At 47.0% G+C, this 20,112-nt stretch carries 16 protein-coding genes and 3 tRNA genes; 7 read left to right on the top strand and 12 right to left on the bottom strand.

Annotated elements, in window-relative coordinates:
- Positions 1-90 precede the first annotated feature (90 nt).
- The gene (locus ACI0FR_RS06035; protein WP_404906250.1) at positions 91-2,556 is read right to left on the bottom strand and encodes a penicillin-binding protein 1A; all 2,466 of its coding nucleotides are present in this window, start codon (positions 2,554-2,556) and stop codon (positions 91-93) included.
- Positions 2,557-2,925: 369 nt separating this feature from the next.
- Positions 2,926-4,131, bottom strand: coding sequence for an N-acetylmuramoyl-L-alanine amidase family protein (locus tag ACI0FR_RS06030; RefSeq protein ID WP_461667882.1), 1,206 nt, complete (start codon positions 4,129-4,131; stop codon positions 2,926-2,928).
- A gap of 520 nt (positions 4,132-4,651) precedes the next feature.
- On the opposite strand from ACI0FR_RS06030, the gene ACI0FR_RS06025 reads away from it, so the two are divergent.
- Both ACI0FR_RS06025 and ACI0FR_RS06020 read left to right on the top strand, forming a co-directional pair.
- On the top strand, positions 4,652-4,912 hold the full coding sequence (locus tag ACI0FR_RS06025) for a hypothetical protein (RefSeq protein ID WP_374830361.1): 261 nt from the start codon (positions 4,652-4,654) through the stop codon (positions 4,910-4,912).
- Entirely contained in the window at positions 4,845-7,823 is a 2,979-nt protein-coding gene (locus tag ACI0FR_RS06020) for an Rne/Rng family ribonuclease (protein WP_404906251.1), read from the top strand. Before ACI0FR_RS06025 ends, ACI0FR_RS06020 begins: the two co-directional genes overlap by 68 nt.
- A 136-nt stretch (positions 7,824-7,959) precedes the next feature.
- Here the strand turns inward: ACI0FR_RS06020 and ACI0FR_RS06015 are convergent, their stop codons facing one another.
- The 5 genes from ACI0FR_RS06015 to ACI0FR_RS05995 all read right to left on the bottom strand — a co-directional run bounded on the left by ACI0FR_RS06015 (position 7,960) and on the right by ACI0FR_RS05995 (position 13,706).
- Positions 7,960-8,733 (bottom strand): amino acid ABC transporter ATP-binding protein, encoded by a 774-nt coding sequence (locus ACI0FR_RS06015; protein WP_374830553.1) that lies wholly within the window; start codon positions 8,731-8,733, stop codon positions 7,960-7,962.
- Between the two features lie 50 nt (positions 8,734-8,783).
- On the bottom strand, positions 8,784-9,941 hold the full coding sequence (locus ACI0FR_RS06010; protein WP_374830357.1) for an amino acid ABC transporter permease: 1,158 nt from the start codon (positions 9,939-9,941) through the stop codon (positions 8,784-8,786).
- A 2-nt stretch (positions 9,942-9,943) separates the two neighbouring features.
- Positions 9,944-11,137 carry an amino acid ABC transporter permease gene (locus tag ACI0FR_RS06005; protein ID WP_374830355.1) on the bottom strand — a complete coding sequence of 398 codons (1,194 nt, stop codon included), beginning with the start codon at positions 11,135-11,137 and terminating at the stop codon, positions 9,944-9,946.
- Positions 11,138-11,568: 431 nt separating this feature from the next.
- Positions 11,569-12,618: an amino acid ABC transporter substrate-binding protein gene (locus tag ACI0FR_RS06000; RefSeq protein WP_374830353.1), complete on the bottom strand. Its 1,050-nt coding sequence runs from the start codon at positions 12,616-12,618 to the stop codon at positions 11,569-11,571.
- A gap of 353 nt (positions 12,619-12,971) precedes the next feature.
- Positions 12,972-13,706 carry a phosphatase PAP2 family protein gene (locus ACI0FR_RS05995; protein WP_404906252.1) on the bottom strand — a complete coding sequence of 245 codons (735 nt, stop codon included), beginning with the start codon at positions 13,704-13,706 and terminating at the stop codon, positions 12,972-12,974.
- A 175-nt stretch (positions 13,707-13,881) separates the two neighbouring features.
- Here ACI0FR_RS05995 and ACI0FR_RS05990 point away from each other — a divergent pair, with 175 nt between their 5' ends.
- From ACI0FR_RS05990 to ACI0FR_RS05970, 5 genes are all read left to right on the top strand, one after another.
- On the top strand, positions 13,882-15,054 hold the full coding sequence (locus ACI0FR_RS05990) for a cystathionine beta-lyase (protein WP_404906253.1): 1,173 nt from the start codon (positions 13,882-13,884) through the stop codon (positions 15,052-15,054).
- Between the two features lie 188 nt (positions 15,055-15,242).
- Positions 15,243-15,319: transfer RNA gene (locus tag ACI0FR_RS05985), tRNA-Pro, on the top strand.
- Between the two features lie 197 nt (positions 15,320-15,516).
- A tRNA-Pro gene (locus tag ACI0FR_RS05980) sits at positions 15,517-15,593 on the top strand.
- 33 nt (positions 15,594-15,626) lie between these two features.
- A complete protein-coding gene (locus tag ACI0FR_RS05975) occupies positions 15,627-15,932 on the top strand; it encodes an ETC complex I subunit (RefSeq protein WP_404906254.1) in 306 nt (101 codons plus the stop codon).
- A 107-nt stretch (positions 15,933-16,039) separates the two neighbouring features.
- Positions 16,040-16,116: transfer RNA gene (locus tag ACI0FR_RS05970), tRNA-Arg, on the top strand.
- Between the two features lie 527 nt (positions 16,117-16,643).
- On the opposite strand, the gene pqqE is transcribed toward ACI0FR_RS05970, so the two are convergent.
- The 5 genes from pqqE to pqqA are packed head-to-tail and all read right to left on the bottom strand — an operon-like array spanning position 16,644 to position 19,879.
- Entirely contained in the window at positions 16,644-17,768 is a 1,125-nt protein-coding gene (gene pqqE, locus ACI0FR_RS05965; RefSeq protein WP_404906255.1) for a pyrroloquinoline quinone biosynthesis protein PqqE, read from the bottom strand.
- Positions 17,765-18,058, bottom strand: coding sequence for a pyrroloquinoline quinone biosynthesis peptide chaperone PqqD (gene pqqD, locus ACI0FR_RS05960; protein ID WP_374830342.1), 294 nt, complete (start codon positions 18,056-18,058; stop codon positions 17,765-17,767). The genes pqqE and pqqD overlap by 4 nt, the downstream gene beginning before the upstream one ends.
- On the bottom strand, positions 18,055-18,837 hold the full coding sequence (gene pqqC / locus ACI0FR_RS05955) for a pyrroloquinoline-quinone synthase PqqC (protein ID WP_374830340.1): 783 nt from the start codon (positions 18,835-18,837) through the stop codon (positions 18,055-18,057). The genes pqqD and pqqC overlap by 4 nt, the downstream gene beginning before the upstream one ends.
- Positions 18,834-19,739 carry a pyrroloquinoline quinone biosynthesis protein PqqB gene (gene pqqB / locus ACI0FR_RS05950; protein WP_374830338.1) on the bottom strand — a complete coding sequence of 302 codons (906 nt, stop codon included), beginning with the start codon at positions 19,737-19,739 and terminating at the stop codon, positions 18,834-18,836. The genes pqqC and pqqB overlap by 4 nt, the downstream gene beginning before the upstream one ends.
- Before the next feature lie 44 nt (positions 19,740-19,783).
- A complete protein-coding gene (gene pqqA, locus ACI0FR_RS05945) occupies positions 19,784-19,879 on the bottom strand; it encodes a pyrroloquinoline quinone precursor peptide PqqA (protein WP_374830336.1) in 96 nt (31 codons plus the stop codon).
- Positions 19,880-20,112 lie beyond the last annotated feature (233 nt).

The following is a 20,112-nucleotide window of genomic DNA, read 5'->3' as shown; positions in this document are numbered from 1 at the left end:
GGAGCGAAATTTCGCTCCCATACTTAACTCACCAAACAAATGATGAGGCAACATAGTCGCCCCATCAAAGCCTGTAAAGAATTTGCAACTTTAATACAATCCACCGGAACCGGAAGACAGCGCCCGTGTCGCCTGCGGTGAAGACGGAGCAATTGGTGAACCTTCCTGGAAATCATCCATGCCGATTACGGAATAAGAATCAGCTGGGCCTGTTCCCGGTTTGAAGGCTTCCATAAATGCATCACCGGAACCGGCAGCAATACGCATACCTGTGCGACGGTTGATCGGAATCATCATCATGCCTTCCGGCACTCGGAATTCCGATTTTGGCTTACCGACGAGCGCTTGCTCCATAAAGTTTTTGAAAACCGGAACCGCCAGCACACCACCAGTACTGCCACGACCAAGCGGGGTCGGATTGTCATAACCGATATAAACGCCAACAACGAGATCAGGTGTAAAGCCCACAAACCAGGCATCTTTTTCATCGTTAGTGGTACCGGTTTTACCAGCAACCGGACGCTTCAAGTCCTGCAAGACACGTGCGGTACCACGTTGCACAACACCTTCCATCATGGAAGTGATCTGATAGGCGGTCATCGGATCAAGCACCTGATCACGATCATCAATCAATTCCGGCTCATCCTGATTTGACCATGTCTCGGCATTACAGTTTTCACATTTCCTGCTGTCATGCTTGAAAATTGTTTTACCATAACGATCCTGAATACGGTCAATCATCGAAGGTGTAATGCTGCGTCCGCCATTGGCCATCACCGAATAACCGGTAACCATACGCAAAACAGTTGTTTCACCTGCACCAAGCGACATCGACAAAACCGGCATCATCTTGTCATAAATGCCAAAACGCTCGGCATATTCGGCAACGACATTCATGCCCATATCTTGCGCGAGGCGTACAGTCATCACGTTACGAGATTGTTCGATACCATAACGCAATGTCGACGGGCCCGAAAATTTACCTGAATAGTTTTTAGGAGCCCAAACACCCAATGAGCCGCCTTGATTAACTTCCAACGGCCCATCAAGCACAACTGAAGCAGGCGTATAGCCATAATCAAGTGCTGCCGCATAAACGAAGGGTTTGAAGGAGGAACCTGGCTGACGGTAAGCCTGTGTCGCGCGGTTGAATTCAGATTCGGAGAAAGAGAATCCGCCACTCATTGCCAGTACACGTCCGGTATGCGGATCCATCGCGACGAGAGCGCCTTCGACTTTCGGCGGCTGTTGCAGACGGAAAGCTGTGTCGCTGTCTTTTTTGCGCGAAACATAGACGACATCGCCCGCTTTAAGCACACCTTCAGGTGACTTGGCGCTGGTGCGTTTGCCGCCGATATTTATAACGCGCATAGCCCATTTCATATCATCAGCGGCAATAAAGCCTTGCTTGCGTTCTTTTGAACGTGCACCTGAAGCCTCACGCGCCGGCTGCAACCCAATATCTGCGCCAGCCGCTGAAACATTAAGCACAACCGATAACTGCCACTCCGGCACATCGGAGAATGCCGATATCTCGCCAAGCGGAACACCCCAATCTGAACCAAGCTCAATTTGCTTATATGGTCCGCGATATCCGCGCGCTTCATCATAACGCAAAAGTGCTGCCTGCAACGAATTGCGCGCCATCACCTGCAATTTCGGATCAAGGGTCGTTCGAACCGACAAGCCACTTTCATAAAGGGCTTTGTCACCGTATTTGGCGATGATCTGGCGGCGTACTTCCTCGGTAAAATATTCTGACGAAGCAAGATATTTCGAGGTCTGACGAATATTGACGTGCAGCGGCTCAGCCTTAGCCGCTTCTGCCTCTTCCATGGTGATATATTCGTTTTCAGCCATGCGATCGATCACATAATTGCGTCGCTCAATAGCACGTTCAGGTCGGCGGAAGGGATGATAATTGGCCGGGCCTTTCGGCAGTGCTGCCAGATAGGCCATCTCAGATATAGATAATTCACCAACCGCTTTATCATAATAAGTAAGTGCTGCGCCCGCGATACCATAAGCGCCCATACCAAAGAAAATTTCGTTCAAATAAAGTTCAAGAATGCGATCTTTGGAATAGGCCTGCTCAATACGCATGGCCAAAATTGCTTCCTTGATTTTGCGATCATAGGTCTGTTCGGTGCTCAGGAGGAAGTTTTTTGCCACCTGCTGCGTAATTGTCGAGGCGCCTTCAGGGCGGCGACCACTGCCAAGACCTTTGACATTATTGACCATTGCGCGGGCAACGCCGCCAACATCCACACCATTATGCTGGTAGAAGTTCTTATCTTCAGCAGAAATGAAAGCAGCTTTCACACGATCCGGTACAGCCTGAATCGGCAGGTACAAGCGACGTTCTCTGGAAAATTCGGCCATCAAACTACCGTCAGACGCATGAACACGCGTCATTACAGGAGGCTCATAATTCTCCAGAACTTCGTAATCGGGCAGTTCCTTGTTTATTTTACTGATAAAAACCGCAACGGCACCAGCAACCATAAGCATGAAAACGGCACCAATGCCGAAGAAATAACCGATAAGTCGTACCATAAACCCGGAATCCTACCTTCCGTATCACCAAACAGCCAGTCAGTTTCATTTCCGTCACATGCATTTTTATCATGTGTTATCGTTTACATCCAAAAACACAATTGCGGCATGTTCACGACACTAAAAGTTGGTAGTGAAGGGCAATTACGTCAAAGGCAAGATCATTTATAAAGATTTAACCTAAAATTACGAACTTCAAATCACTTTATCTGCCGGATATGCAAAATTGCAGCATTTTACAAAATCGCCTGCGATAAATTATCATACATGAACAATAGTTTATTTCAGGTGAAGCTTAAATCACACATAAAAAAAGAAATCAAAACGGCACCTGTTTTTCTGACCAATATTACAATGGCCTGTCAGCTTTCAGGGAATCGGTGACAGGTTCTTTTTCATGATAGAAAAATGCTTGATAGCAACAACCAAACGTTCGGCAAAAAGTTTGCGCCATTCCGGATCGGTAATCAGCTTTTCATCTTCTTTGTTCGACAAATAACCGATTTCCATCAATACAGACGGTACATCGGGCGCACGTAACACCTGAAAACCGGCAAAACGATGCGGATTATTGATAAGGCTGACCTCCCCCTCCAATGACTGCAAAACTTTATCGGCAAACTTCAGTGAGAAGCCGTGCGTTTCACGGCGCGTCAAATCCAGCAAAATATCAGTGACCTCAGGTAAATCGTCAGGCACAATACCGGCAAATTCATCCGATCTGTTTTCACGCTCCGCCATTGCACGCGCGACTGAGTCAGATGCTTTATCAGAGATTGTATAGACAGTTGCGCCACGAATGTAATGTTGCGGCACGCTATCGGCATGGATGGAGATGAAAAGATCAGCCTCATGTTGACGAGCCAGACGAACACGCTCACCAAGACGTAAAAAAACGTCTTCATCGCGTGTCATAAACACCTGAAAATCTTTTTCTTTTTCTAAACGATCACGCAAATCCCTTGCAAACGCCAGTGTAACATCTTTTTCTTTCAAACCGCTGATACCCTCGGCACCACTATCAATACCGCCATGTCCGGCATCCAGCATGATGGTGAATTTTTTAGCAGCCTGTTGCTTTTCACGGCTCATTTTGTCTTGCGCAGCCTGTGCGGGCGTTAATGCACTTTGACGGTTCTGTTCAGCCAGATCATCCGCAAACTCCCGATCTGATGTTGCAATAATATCGACAACCATACGATAGCCGGGCGCGTTTTCATTTTTGATCACATCAATATTTTCAAGCTTGAATGGACCAATAAGCGATAAAATCAAACGCGAACGCCCCTCACCTGCCAAACCATAACGCACTGATGAGACAAGCCCACGAGGGGTTAAGGATTTTTCATCAAAACCGAAGCGCGTTTCATTCAGTTCCAATACCAAACGATGCGGCTTGGCAAACAAGATCGGCATGACATCCGGTTTTTCATCAAACATCACGACAATGCGTGTGCGTAGCTCATCTCCGGCCATACGAAATGTTAAAGCAGAAACAGGTGCAGCCAATACTGATTGAACGCCCAGAACAAAAATGATTCCAAGGCTAAAGAACAATCCTAAAAAAGAACGCATTATCATACCATAATCGATAGAGGCTCAGCCAACCGCCGCCCAATATTTGAAAATAAGCAATTGCCCATTTTTAACTCTGTTAAAGAAAGCTTATGTCCAGATTTCGGCAAAAATCACACGCCAAATGAATTATTAAAGACTAAACGCAATGTAGTTAATCTTTTATGTAATTAAGTTTTTTAAAGGTAATCTGCAGCTCTCAACCTGTCACTTGAAGGGTTATGTAAAATATTCCTTCTTGTCATGAGTGAAAACAGGTCATAAAAGCATAGTTAGGTTTCGGTTTTGCCCGCAGAATCAAAGTCCTGAAATAACTGGTGAAAGCAGTTATAACTCGGACTTTCCGCGCAATGGGCGATCATCATCGCCAGCCGTACCCGTACAGGATTTTGCGGTTCACACCGCTTTTTAATTGGACGACAGCGTCATTATTCAACGTGGTCGCCAGCTCTTAACAGGGCAAACAAGGTCGGCCTGGCATTTCCAGGTCATTTTTTAGGTCGTTTCGTTCGGAACAGATATGGGTCAAAAAAGACCGATCAATAACAGGCAGGAAACCGCGATCGCCGCAAGGCAGTTACGCGTAGAAGCCTTATTGACTGTTTCGAAGAACCTCGAACCATCCGACAGACGCACTCTTGAGCGAGCAACCAAAGATTTGGTTCTCTTGCGCCCCTTTGATGTGCGCCGCGTTGTCGGCAGGAAAAACAAACATGTTAAACAAGATGCTTATCGATGCCTCTCACCCGGAGGAAACGCGCGTTATCGTTACGCGGGGTAATAAAATTGAAGAATTTGATTTTGAATCCGAGCATAAAAAACAACTTAAAGGCAATATTTATCTCGCCCGCGTAACACGCGTCGAGCCATCCTTACAGGCAGCATTCGTTGAATATGGCGGCAATCGCCACGGCTTTTTGGCATTTTCAGAAATTCATCCTGATTATTACCAAATCCCTGCTGCTGACCGTCAGGCTTTGATGGAAGCAGAAGCTGCGGCAGCAGCCGCCAATGCCGACAATGATGATGACGATCATGATGAGCAGCCGCAAAGTAATGCGCAAGGTTCACGCTCAGATCGTCATGATCGCCGCCGTGGCAATCGCCGTCGCAACCGCCGCCATGACAATGGCGCGGCGAAAAATGCTGTTCCGGCAGCAGAACCAGTCGGCCCTGCTTTTGTTGACTATGTGCCCGGCACACCGGCTGTTCCGCATGCGATCCATTTGGAAAGCGTGTCAGAACCTGCTGATGATTTCATTTCAGACAATCATGATGATGACGATCATGACAGTGACGATGAAAATGACACCGTCGAATCTGTAGGTTCTGAAGATGCGATGGAAGAACTGCCAACGCATAACCGTGTGCATCGCCGTCAATACAATATTCAGGAAGTGATCAAACGCCGCCAGATTTTGCTGGTTCAGGTAGTTAAAGAAGAGCGCGGCAACAAAGGCGCGGCTCTTACCACTTATCTGTCACTTGCCGGACGTTATTCCGTTTTGATGCCTAACACGGCACGTGGTGGCGGTATTTCGCGCAAAATCACCAATATTCAGGATCGCAAGCGCTTAAAAGATATCGTCAAAGAGCTGGAAGTGCCGCAGGGCATGGGCGTCATCTTGCGTACTGCCGGTGCCAACCGCACCAAAGCAGAAGTGCGCCGTGACTATGAATATCTGATGCGTATGTGGGAAAATGTACGCAATCTGACATTGCAATCAGTGGCACCTGCTCTCGTTTATGAAGAAGGTAGCCTGATTAAACGTTCGATTCGTGATCTTTATAATAAAGATATCAGCGAAATTCTTGTTGCCGGCGAAGAAGGTTATCGTGAGGCAAAAGAATTCATGCGGATGTTGATGCCAAGCCATGCCCGTGTGGTGCAGCCTTATCGTGAACAATTGCCAATCTTTGCCCGTAACGGCATTGAAGCGCAATTGGATCGTATGTTGCTGCCGCAAGTGACGCTGAAATCAGGCGGTTATATTATTATCAACCAAACCGAAGCGCTGGTGGCGATTGACGTAAATTCAGGCCGCTCGACGCGCGAAAATTCCATTGAAGAAACAGCGCTCCAGACCAATCTGGAAGCAGCAGAAGAAGTTGCGCGTCAATTACGTCTGCGCGATCTCGCCGGCCTTATTGTCGTTGACTTCATCGATATGGAAGAAAAACGCAATAACCGCGCTGTTGAAAAGAAAATGAAAGACTGCCTGAAAGATGATCGGGCACGTATTCAGGTCGGACGTATTTCGCATTTCGGTTTGCTGGAAATGTCGCGTCAGCGCATTCGTGCATCTGTTCTTGAAAGCACGATGCAGATTTGCCCGCATTGCGGTGGCACAGGTCATATCCGCTCCGATTCTTCGATGGCGCTGCATGTTATCCGTGCCGTTGAAGATTATCTGATGCGTAATAGCGGCTATGATATTTCCGTTCGCACACCTGCGGCGACCGCCCTTTATGTCTTGAATCACAAGCGCCAGCTTTTATCCGATCTGGAAGCCCGTTTCGGCCTCAACATCCATATCAATGCCGATGAATCTGTTGGTGTGCAAAATCTGGTTATTGATAAAGGTACACCTTCAACCCGTCCAATCACTATGCCTGCCCTGCAACCGGCAGACTATTATGATGATGGCATTGAAGATCCTGAATTGCCGGCTGAAGCTGACGAGATCGAAGCTGAAACAGAATTGGCTTCCTCCGACAAGGAAGAAACCATTGGCAATGACAATGATCGCCGCCGCCGCCGTCGTCGCCGTCGCCGTGGCGAGCGTGATAATCACGCCGACAGCCATGATACAGACGCACAATCCGATGATGAAAATGAGCGTGATGGCCACGCAGATCATGCCGCTTCCAGTGGTCATTCAGACGATGATCAGCGTAAAAAACGCCGCCGTGGCCGTCGTGGCGGACGTAAAAACCGTCGTGATGACGGACATTACAACAACCTTCCGGCAGCGGAACTGATCGGTGACTGGACAGAATTGTTGGCCGCCGCTGAAGCTAAACGCCAAGCTGCAAAAGAAGCTGCGGAAAAGGCAAGAAATGTTCCGCCAGCGGAACCTGTTCCGGGCCCTGCACCTGTAGCCGCAGTGACTGTTGAAGCGAGTGTCAGTGCAAAGGTTGAGGCAGGCAAGCCAGAAGCAACCAAGACTGTTGAAGCTGCTCCCATTGCTGAAAAGAGCGAAGAAAAGACGAAAAAGCCTGCTCGTCGCCGCACTACAAAAGTTAAAACCGCTGTGACTTTAGAAACAGCCCCTGTTGCGGATGAGAAAGCTGAAGCTGTTGAGGTTGTAAAAACCGCTGAAGTTTCGACAGAATCCGTTGCAGAAGACGTCGTTGCAGAAGAAAAGCCTGTTCGTAAACCGCGTGCACGCAAAACGGCGGCCAAAGATAAAGCTGCTGAAAAAGCTCCGGTTGAAGCAGCTGAAAAATCAACCCGTAAACCACGCACACGCAAGACTAAAGCTGAGGATGCAATTGAAGCTCCTGAGAATGTTCCAGTTGTTGGTGCTGATGAACCTCAACAACAGCCAATTGTAGAAACAGTTGAGCCGATTACTGTGCCGGTAAATCAGCCGCAGGAAACGTCGCAGCCGGTGATTACATCCAGCGACAATGAAGCAGCACCGGCAGCCAAGCGGTCGGGATGGTGGCAGAAGAAGAGCTTCTTCTAAGAGATGTTCTCTTCTATCTAATAAATTAAAAAGCCCCCTGTGTTTCACACGGGGGCTTTTTTTACACCCATCCCAACACTAATAAAAAAAAGCGCCTTTTGAAATGGCGCTTTTTCTAATTTGATATGACAGACAATTAATGCAAAATCTGGCTCAAGAACAATTTGGTGCGTTCATGCTGAGGATTATCAAAGAATTCTGCCGGTGCATTTTCTTCAACAATCTGCCCCTGATCCATGAATATAACCCGATTTGCAACCTGACGGGCAAAGCCCATTTCATGGGTCACGCAAATCATGGTCATGCCTTCTTCAGCCAGGCCAACCATTGTATCCAGCACTTCCTTGATCATTTCCGGATCAAGTGCAGAGGTTGGTTCATCAAACAACATCACACGCGGGTTCATACATAAAGCGCGGGCAATCGCCACACGTTGCTGCTGCCCACCGGATAATTGCCCCGGATATTTATGGGCCTGCTCCGGAATTTTGACGCGTTCCAGATAGTGCATTGCCACTTCTTCGGCCTGTTTTTTCGGCATTTTACGCACCCAGATCGGTGCCAGTGTGCAATTTTCCAAAATTGTCAGATGCGGAAACAGATTGAAGTGCTGGAAAACCATGCCGACCTCACGGCGCACCTCATCAATTTTCTTCAAATCATTAGTAAGCTCTGTGCCGTCTACAATAATCCTGCCTTTTTGATGCTCTTCCAAGCGATTGATACAGCGGATCATGGTGGACTTACCCGAGCCGGAGGGGCCAGCCACCACAATACGTTCTCCCCGCATCACTTTTAAATTGATGTCGCGCAGCACATGAAACTCACCATACCATTTATGCATATGCTCAATTTCAATTGCCACTTCGGTTTTAGAGACCTGCATCTTGGGTGTCTCACCGATAGCCATTTCAGCCACTTTATTATTTGGTTGTGCATTCATAACCGTTATTCCCTCAATTATCGTTTGTGGCCGGTATCAAGGCGGCGTTCCATAAAAATAGAATAGCGCGACATACCAAAACAGAAAATCCAAAAGACAAAAGCGGCGAAGACCAACCCCGTCAACGGTGTTTGCGGTGTCGCCCAATTCGCATCCGAGAAATTCTGTCTCACGATCCCAAGCAAGTCGAACATACCAATAATGTAAACAAGACTTGTATCTTTGAATAGTCCGATGAAGGTATTCACAATGCCCGGAATGACCATTTTCAAAGCTTGCGGCAATATAATCAGGCCGGTTTTATGCCAATAACTCAAGCCCAGTGCCTCAGCGCCTTCATATTGGCCTTTTGGTATAGCCTGCAAACCACCGCGCACAACTTCAGCCATATAAGCAGATGCAAATAAAGCCACACCGATAAGCGCACGCATCAACTTGTCGAAACTTACCCCTGGCGGCAAAAATAATGGCAGCATAACACTTGCCATGAAGAGCACTGTCACCAGTGGCACACCACGTACGGTTTCGATAAAAATAATAGAAATCGCTTTGATGACCGGCAGATTGGAGCGTCGCGCCAAAGCCAGCAAAATTCCAAGTGGCAGCGAAACCGCAATTCCGACAAAGGAAAGCACAAGTGTTACCAGCAGCCCTCCCCATAATGGTGTTTCCACATAGGAAAGACCAAAAGCACCGCCAACCAGCAAAATGAATGCCACAACCGGAAAGATTATGAAAAACAAAATGGCATTGGCAACTTTGTGTTTGATTGCCGGAATCATCAAAGGCGCCAACAACACGACAAAGAGTGCCGCTGTCAGATTAACACGCCAACGCTGATCAATTGGATAACGACCATAAAGAAACTGCTGATATTTGGCCTGGACAAAGGCCCAACACGCACCGCTCCAGCCCTCTGCCAGTTCACCGCCTTGTGCAGTGGTAAGACAGGCAAAGCGATCAGACCCCGTCCACACAGCATCGATAAACAGCCAGCGGATTAATGGTGGCCCCGACCACCATAATACCAATATGGCAAGAATTGTCAGCACAGTATTCACCGGCGTGGATAAGAGATTGACACGCGCCCAAGCCCATAGACCTGCATTATTTTCTGGCGGATATTCCTGCGGTGCCAGATTTTCACGCACATAAAGTAAGTTTTCTCTGGTCATATTCAGCGCTCCACCAAGGCCATTTTGGCGTTAAACCAGTTCATAAAGCCGGAAGTCAGCAAACTGATACCGAGATAGATCACCATCCAAATCGCCACAACCTCAATCGACTGACCAGTCTGGTTAAGGATTGTTCCTCCCACGGCGACAAGATCCGGATATCCGATTGCGATCGCCAATGACGAGTTTTTCGTCAGGTTCAGATATTGGCTGGAAAGCGGCGGAATAATAATGCGCATGGCTTGCGGTATAATGATCAGCCGCATTGTTTGGCGTGGGCGCAGGCCTAAAGCTTCGGCTGCTTCCGATTGTCCGCGGCTGACACCTAAGACACCGGCACGCACGGTTTCTGCGATGAATGACGCCGTATAGAAAGACAAAGCCAGAAAAAGCGACATGAATTCCGGCTTGATTTGTGCGCCGCCACTTAAACTAAAAGTGCCAAGTTTGGGATAATCAAAGCTTAAGGGCATGCCAAGAGCCAGAAATGCCAATAAAGGCAGACCAATCACGAAAGCGAGATTGAACCATAATGTGGGGAATGATTGACCGGTTTGAATACGACGCTTACGCGCCCAGCGGCTTAATAAAAATGCTGCGACTATGCCGATAAGACATAAACTGCCGACAATACCAGCACCTTCACCCCATACCAATGACGGAAAGAAGAAACCGCGATTGTTCAGATAAGTATTGAACGGCAGCTCCAGGCTTTCACGTGCCTGAGGCAGCACCGACAAAACGCCGAAATACCAGAAAAAAATCACCAATAAGGGCGGTATATTACGAAAAACCTCCACATAGACGGTGCAGAGTTTTCTAATCAGCCAATTGGGTGACAAGCGTCCCACACCGACCAAAAAACCAACGACTGAAGCAACGATAATGCCTAAAAAAGCGACATAAAGAGTATTTAGAAGACCGACCAACAGCGCCCGGCCATAGGTAGAATCATTATTATACGCAATCAGCGACTGGCTAATATCAAAGCCTGCCCGCCCTCTCAAAAAAGCAAAGCCGGATGCAATATTGGCTTTCTGCAAATTGGCAACCGTATTGCCAACAATCCAGTAAATAAAGCTGACAACCGCAATAAAGACCAAAGCCTGATAAAAAATACCACGTATGCGTGGATCATAAAGCAATGATCCACGCCCGGGCTGTATCGTATTTTGCACTATTGAACCTGAGGTCATTTATTTCCCCACAGATGTTGTGCGGAGGAGCCAGATGATAGGCAGCAGAACCTGCCCCGGTCAAAGCTCTGACCAAGTCAAACCAGCAATCCCCGCCAGCTGTCGACTTAAAAAAATAAGTACACAGCTTGAAATATGATAATGATCTGCAATTACCAGAAGAAGACGGCCTGTTTTATTTCAAGCCTCTAGCCTCATATCGAGTTTGTATTTGTTATGCTTATGCATGATCAATAGCATCTGCATATTACAAAGATGAGGCATTACTCGACCTCGCCGGCAAAACCCGTGTTTCAATACAAATTTCACTCTATCAATAAGCCACAATAAAAAACGCGGGCGTTCAGATCATTCCTTTAGCGCGGACTATGACCGTATCACTCACATTAAAGCGATACGGTCAGCCCTTCGCATGCACTCAAATCCGCGACTTAACGGATAGGCATACCATATTGCAAACCACCTTTGGTCCATTGCGCATTGACGCCACGGGCAATCTTCAACGGGCTTCCTGAACCGATGTTACGGTCGAATACCTCACCATAATTGCCAACGCTCTTGATGATTTTCACAACCCAATCATTTTCGAGCCCCAGATCGGTACCAATTTTAGTATCAGCTTCAGTGCCGAGCATACGCTTGATTTCCGGGTTGTCCGAGTTTTTCATCTCGTCAACATTCCCCTGATTAATGCCCATTTCTTCAGTATCGAGCATGGCATAGTGCACCCAACGAACTACATCCGCCCATTGAGAGTCACCTTGGCGAACTGTCGGCCCCAAAGGTTCTTTGGAAATGATTTCCGGCAGAACAATATGATCGTCCGGATTGGAAAGTCGCAAACGAATGGAATATAAGCCGGATTGGTCTGTGGTGTAAGCATCACAGCGGCCTGCATCATAGGCCGAATTCACCTCATCCACTTTTTCAAATACAACCGGATTATATTCCATTTTGTTGGCACGGAAATAATCAGCCAGATTGAGTTCTGTCGTGGTTCCGGCCTGAACACAAACAGATGCGCCTGAAAGCTGGAGAGCCGAGTTGATGCCTGCCAATTTCTTGGCATTGATCATAAAGCCCTGACCGTCATAATAATTAACGCCGGTAAAATCGAGACCCAAAGATGTATCACGCCCAATAGTCCAGGTCGTGTTACGGATAAGTACATCCACCTCACCCGATTGCAAAGCAGTAAAGCGTTCTTTTGCATTAAGCGGTGTAAATTTAACCTTTGTCGGATCACCAAAAATAGCAGCCGCTACGGCACGGCAATAATCCACGTCAAAGCCTGTCCACTCCCCTTTGTCATCCGGAGAAGCAAAACCAGTAAGACCTGTATTTACGCCACATTGCAGAAAGCCTTTTGCTTTAACATCATCCAATGTGCCAGCAAATGCAGTACCACCGATCAGTACCGCTGAAAAAGCGGCACCCGCTACAATTTTTCCCAATACGCTCTGATGAATATTTTTTTTCATTTGGTATTTAACCTTTTTATTATTTTCCCCACGAACAACCCTTTGAGCGTACCGTTTTTAAAAATTACCGGTAATTGCCCTTAACCGTTACGGGTCGATCCTTTCACCATCTCATGGAAGGCGATAAATCGCCAGTGGTCAAGAGATTTCGTGTTAAACTTTCTTATAATAAATCAAACAAAACCCTACCAATTCAAGGGGAATAAGTATTTTTTCAATTTCAATCCGCCCAATTTCATAAAATTGTTGCTTTAAATTATGACCGTCAAAATCATCACAAATTCATATAGATACATAACATAAACAGATTGAAACATGCATTTCCATCCCTAAAAATTGGAGGGAAACGCATGTTATTTTTTATTTATTTCTGGTGGCGCAATAATATTTCTCAATTTCAAAAAATTATACAACCACAGGCTGACAACGACTCCAATTGTAAATCCGGCCAGAATATCGGTCGGATAATGGGCGGCAACAATCACACGGCTAAATGTCAGCAGAAAACAAAGCGGTACAGTTACCCAACTCAGCAGCGGAAGAAATTTAAGTGAAAACACAATTAAAATACCGGCCATCATCGCATGACCGGAGGGGAAACTGAGATAAAGATAGCTTCCAGTCAGTGGTGCAAAATATTCCGGCCCCACTTGTTCAATCAAATGCGGACGCGCCCGACCAACAAGATATTTGATCAAAGTCACCGGCATGCTTGAACAAATAATTGCAAAGAAAAGATAAATTCCAGCCTCACGTCCTCGCACAATGAATGTCGAGGCAACTTGTCCAGATTTTTTGTTCAGATAAAAAGTGCTGCCCCCCCACATAAGCACACCCAGAAGCAACCAGTAAACCGACTTTATCATATTGGTTGATGCGGCCATCACATGTTGAAATTTTGTCGTATGTTCCGACCATGCTATGCTGATTTGCGCGTCGAACGGGTGCACAAGCAGTAAAGCCACGGGCAAAATACACAAAGTCCAGGTCATGGGTGCCGTCCAGCCAGAAGGGCGAGGCTTTTTCAAAATAGCAAAAAAATTCTTGTATACCTGATTTATTGAAAATTGAGATACCTTAACATTCATAAATAATGCCTTATAAAAAATTATATTTCACTTCGCAGCGGCGCGTATCAACCGTTCCACATCGTCATAATGATGGCGGTTATAAAAAATAAAGCAAATCGCTGTCCTTTTTTACTTAGCTATGCACAATCGCTATCAGATTCATGCAAACTTCAATAGCCGAGGCATAACTTCCATGACCAGCAAAGACAAATCACAACATCTTGGTATTCACACCCGCCTTGCACATGATGGCTATAATCCGCGTGATTATCATGGGTTTGTGAATCCTCCGGTTGTGCGCGCTTCTACCGTTTTGTTTCCCAATGCTGAGAGCATGATTGATGGCAGCCAGGAATACACTTACGGCACCAGAGGCACACCGACCACAAAAGCCCTTTGCGAAGCCATCAATGCCCTTGAAGGTTCAGAAGGCACTATTTGTGTGCCATCCGGCCTTGCCGCTGTCACCGTCCCTCTGCTTGCCTTTTTAAGTCCGGGCGATCATGTGCTGTTTGTTGATTCCATCTATAATCCTACCCGTCATTTTGCTGATACAATCCTTAAAAGGCTCGGTATCGAAGTGGAATATTATTCGCCTGATCTGGGAGCAGATATCGAGAAACATTTCAAAGACAACACCAAGGTTGTTTTCACGGAATCACCTGCCTCCAATACATTTGAAATCCAGGACATTCCGGCCATCGTGGAAGCCGCGCACGCTCGTGATATTATTGTGATGATGGATAATACCTGGGCAACACCGGTCTATTTCCGTGCGCTTGATTTTGGCGTGGATATTTCCATTCATGCCGCGACCAAATATCCGTCCGGCCATTCAGATTTATTATTCGGTACAGTCTCTGCCAATAAACGCTGCTGGCCGCAATTATTAGAAACACACGGAACGATGGGGCTGTGCGTTTCCGGCGATGATGCATATCAAGTTCTGCGCGGTTTACGCACGATGGGAATCAGACTTGAGCATCATCATAAGAGTGCGCTCACTGTCGCCAATTGGCTGGACAAGCATCCGCTTACCGGCGAGATTTTGCACCCTGCTTTGGAAAACCATCCGGATTATGCGTTGTGGAAACGTGATTTTAAAGGCGCATCGGGTGTTTTCTCTATGGTTCTTGCCAATAAAACAGACGAAGACGCCCGTAGATTCGTCAATGCCCTGCAAATCTTCGGTCTAGGCTATTCATGGGGTGGCTATGAAAGCCTTGCCGTGGTCGTCAATATTCAAGATCGTAAAGTTGCGCGCAACAATTACGGAGGTGCAATCATCCGTCTGCAAATCGGATTGGAAAATCCGGAAGATTTAATTGCCGATCTGGAGCGTGGATTTGCGGCACTCGAATCATAAAAGCCTTTATAATCTGATATTTGTCATGAATTTCTCTTCCGCTGAGGTTATTTCCATAGCGGAAGAGACACAAAAAGAGACGCCAAAGCAATCGCTGTGAAAAAATTGGCATTTTTTCTTTTAAAATCCTGCTTTAGGGCTTGCCAACAGAGAAACGAGCGCTTATTAAGCCGTCATTCGCAAGATAGCGGAGCGTAGCGCAGTCTGGTAGCGCACCTGATTTGGGATCAGGGGGTCGCAGGTTCGAATCCTGCCGCTCCGACCATCATTTAAAAATTAAGCGAAAACCTCCCCAACTTCTTTTAAATTTGATGTTCATCTAAGCGGCATGATAAAATATATTGATGCAATATTCTTTTGTTAATTCAGCAGCTTAAAAAGATAACTTTTCTTTTAAAAGATAGATTTAGGGCTTGCAAAGTGTAACGCTTACCCTTATTAACACAGTCATTCGCAAGATAGCGGAGCGTAGCGCAGTCTGGTAGCGCACCTGATTTGGGATCAGGGGGTCGCAGGTTCGAATCCTGCCGCTCCGACCATTACAAAGAAAAGCGGATAGCAAGGTTCTCCACATGGTCGCACGTATTTATCGCCCTGCAAAAACAGCCATGCAATCTGGCAAAGCCAAATCGGAAACATGGTTTCTGGAATATGAACCGCAGGCCCCACGCATTGTTGAACCGTTGATGGGCTACACGTCCGGCCGAGATATGCTGAGCCAAGTACGCCTTAAATTCGAAACAAAAGAAGAAGCAATAGCCTATGCGACTCGTAATGGCATTGCCTATCGCCTTTTCGAACCCAATGAAGCGAAACGACGTGCAGTTTCTTATTCGGATAATTTCCGTTCGGACCGCCTGCAACCTTGGACCCATTAATTTTAACAGGATCATAAAATCCTTTTGAAATCGTAGGATGCCCGCAAGACTTATCTTGCAATTGTGTTTGTTTGCGCACATAAGTTCCGGACAGACCAGCCAATTTTGGTCCCGTAGCTCAGCTGGATAGAGCACCGGCCTTCTAAGCCGACGGTCACAGGTTCGAATCCTGTCGGGATCGCCATAAATTTCAATGACTTACACAAGATAGCCCAAACGGCAGTTTACAGCTTTTTTCTAACGGTTTACATTTTTTGTTCAATAGGTGTTCTTTTCATAGAGCATCAAACGGCAATAGCGTCCGATTAAACATCGCTAAGACAATTCCAGTTTAAACATCTACGATTGATATAAATATCATCGCACCGCTTCGCATCAGACGGCCTACCGCAATGTTTTTGATACATAGATGACAATGAAAGCATTGGTTTATTTCGTGTTTCCCACACCTACTCGTAAGGAACATATGCCTACATATTGACAAATATTCCTATTCCGTTCACTTTAGAACAAAAGGGGTATGGGTCATAGGCAGCAATGCCCAAACGGCTGAAAAATACATTGTAATCCCTTATCGAAAGAACCGCCGCACCGTACTATTTCTACATATATAGGTTGTGATTTTATATCAATTATCAGTCTGTACATAAAAAAACAGGAGCAGTTTGTTTTAACTGCCCCTGCCCATTTTATAATCTGCGAATGATGTTTTTATGCAAATGAACGATAGGTAAAACTTTCCGGCACTGGTGCAGACGAGTTTTCCTCTGCCATTGCTGTCACCAGATTACGCAGTGGTGAACGCACACAGACAGGGTCGGTTGCACTGGCATCACCGGCAATTGCCATTGCCTGACAACGACAACCGCCAAAATCAATTTCTTTGCGCTCACATGTACGGCACAAATCCGGCATCCAATCATCACCGCGATAAGCGTTAAACGCATCGCCATGATACCAGATATCAGCAAGCGCCTTATCTTTGATATTGTCAAAGCGCAATGAAGGGATCGTCTCAGCCGCGTGACATGGCAGTACCCGACCATCCGGCGTGACATTCAGGCCGATACGTCCCCAGCCGCCCATACAGGCCTTTGGATAAGACGAGTAATAGTCGGCAGGTACATAATCAATCACCAGACGGCCTTCTAAACGCTTGCGCGCTTCTGCTACCGTTTTATTGGCGAATGTGACCTGCTCGCGCGTGGGCAGCAAGGCAGCCTTGTTCTTTTCAGCCCAGCCATGAAACTGCACCGTCGCAATTTCAATGCGGCGTGCACCAAGCTCAATGGCGAGTTCCAGCATATCATTGAGCTGATCCATGTTTTGCTTGTGGCAAACAGCATTAACAGTGAGCGGAACGCCAGCCTCCCCCACCCATTTGGCAACAGCCATTTTGCGATCAAAACCGCCCTTATACCCGCCAACACGATCAGCAGAAACGGCGTCCGTGCCCTGCAATGACAGCTGTACATGATCCAACCCTGCATCAGCCAAAGCGTTGACGCGCTGTTCATTCAAACCAATGCCTGAGGTAATCAAGTTGGTGTAAAGGCCAATATCAACCGCCGCTTTGGTCAGCTCCAGCAAATCGCGGCGTGCGGCCGGTTCCCCACCAGATAGATGCAAATGCAAAACGCCCATTTGAGCCGCTTGACGAAAGGTTTCAATCCACTCTTCAGTGGTGAGTTCTTTCTTCACGCCAATCAGTTCCAATGGATTGGAGCAATAAGGGCATGCAAGCGGACAACGGTGGGTCAATTCGGCAAGTAGTGCCATTGGCGGCGGCGCATAGTTTTTTAAAGTTTCAGCCGCTGCCAAACCGGTGGCAGTCATTCCACAACCTCAATCATACGGCGATTGGCCAATTCCTGTACAAATTTCAGTACATCACCACCAATCAGGTCGCGTGGTGCGTTGAAATCTTTAGCAAACTGATCACAAATAACATCGATGGAGCGCTCACCATCCAGAGCATTGACGATGGTGACGGCAATTTCGTCAACAGCCATCGCGCGTTCAGGCGCCAGCAGGACGGTTTGACCGCGCACGTCATCGACACGCAAACGCACACCGCGGGCAAGTTTGATGATATTGGCAGGCAAAATAGTTACTGTTTCGCTCATGCTAAAACTTTCTTTGCAGCCAGTGCCTTGTCCCATTCAGCATTAACGCCTTCTTTGCCATCCCATGCACCGGGTGGAATCATACCGGGTGCGACATAGGCCAGATAAAGGGCATCGAGTTGCGACCACAATACATCGGTTTTAAAGGTGAGAGCAGCGGCAACTGCATCCTGTTTTTCCAATGTATCCGCGTGCTCCATGACATAAGCAAGGCCGTATTCGACATCGACCGGTGCTTCATTCAAACGCTGACGGAAATAAGACAATGCATTGTCATCAGCAAAAGCATAATGCTTTAAAAGACCAGCAATACGGTCTTTGTGAATTTTCGGCGCAAATAACTCGGTCAAAGATGATGCGACCGCATCCAGCAATGGCTTATCACGTACATAATGCACATAAGCACCTACAGCAAAACGAGTGCCTGCCAGAATACCTTTACCCGATGCCACATAATCCGGATCAAGGCCCACAGCTTCGGCGAGCTTCAACCAACGGCGGATACCGCCACCTTCATGCATACCGCCATCATGATCTTCGATACGCGAGCGCCATGCGCGGCGCATATTCACATCTTCACAACGCGACAGAAAAGCCGCATCTTTCATCGGAATGCTGCTTTGATAGCAGTAACGGTTGATCACCCAAGCACGCACTTCGGTAATAGTGCTTTCACCGCCATGCAAACGCACATGAAACGGATGCTTGTCGTGATAGCGTTCCTGTCCGATTGCCAACAATCTTGCGTGAAACTCTTCTTTGCTTGCAGCCGGTTTCATAAACTGATCTCCTTGCCATCAAAGGCAATTTCAAACCCGCTGTCTTCGACAAGTTTGCGCTCAGCGCCATCGCGCCAGACAGGGTTGGTATTATTAATATGGACGTAAATCTTGCGGGAGACCGCACATTTTTCCAGCGCTTTCAGGCTGCCGTCATCACCAGACATGGAAATATGCCCCATCCGCTTTCCGGTCTTGATACCGGTGCCGGATTTCAGCATTTCATCATCGCTGAACAACGTGCCATCGAAATATAAAATATCGGCACCATCAATGCGCTGTAAAAGATCATTACGCACGACCGCGCAACCGGGAACATAATAAATCCGGTGATCGTCCGTTACCATTTCCACGCCGACTGTTTGCTCGCCTTCCAGTTCCGTATCGACATGATCCCCCTCCATAAAGAGCGGCACCTTACCCGGAACTGCAAAAAGCTTGGCTTTAATGCCAGGAACAAGCGTGAAAGTTTCATTAAGCGCGATGATTTCTTGGCTGACAAACGCCGGATCAAGCGCGCGAAAAATTGGATTCTCGGCGAGGACATCACGGATGGCTGCCGTCATCACCAAACGGAAAGCCTGTTTCTCACGCAAGGTCAAAAGACCCGCAATGTGATCCAGATCACCATTGGTGAGAAGCACTGTGTTAACCGGATTATCACGCAAACTTCGAGGATGGAGTGCCGGCGTATCAATCAATTGCTGCCTGATATCAGGGGAAGCATTGAGAAGTGCCCAGTTTTCACCGTCAGAAGTTACCGCGAGTGAAGATTGTGTCTGTGGAGGAATTCCCTGCGGAGAGGGTAAGCGTGCTAACTGGCAGTTTTGACAACCACAATTCCATTGAGGGAGGCCGCCGCCAGCAGCGGCCCCAATCACGATCGAACGAAATGTCGTCATGATCAAATTTCAATGCTTAACATTGAGAATTCCGTTCCTGTTACTTAGAACAGAACCGGTTCATCACCGTCACCGGCTGCATAACGACAGATTTCCATAGCGCAGCTGACTTCAATGAACAAAGGTGCATGCCAAGACATGTTTTTCATCCCATCTAAATTAACAAATGTGGTTAGTACGCCTTTATATTAAAGGACTTAACGTTTTTTAGATAGTGCTGATCTTTATCTTTTTTAACGATCCACACACATAAGCGTGAAACTTATCATTGTTCATGAAGCTTTTGCATGGCAGTATGCGTTTTATCACTACCCGACCCAGCGCGGCTATGAAGAGTGACAATTTTAAAACAAAGCCTTATCAATCAATTTAA

Source organism: Paenochrobactrum sp. BZR 201-1, assembly GCF_044987585.2.
Lineage (GTDB): Bacteria > Pseudomonadota > Alphaproteobacteria > Rhizobiales > Rhizobiaceae > Paenochrobactrum > Paenochrobactrum pullorum.
Note: the sequence above shows the minus strand (reverse complement) of the source record. Positions and strands in the feature narration are given on the sequence as shown.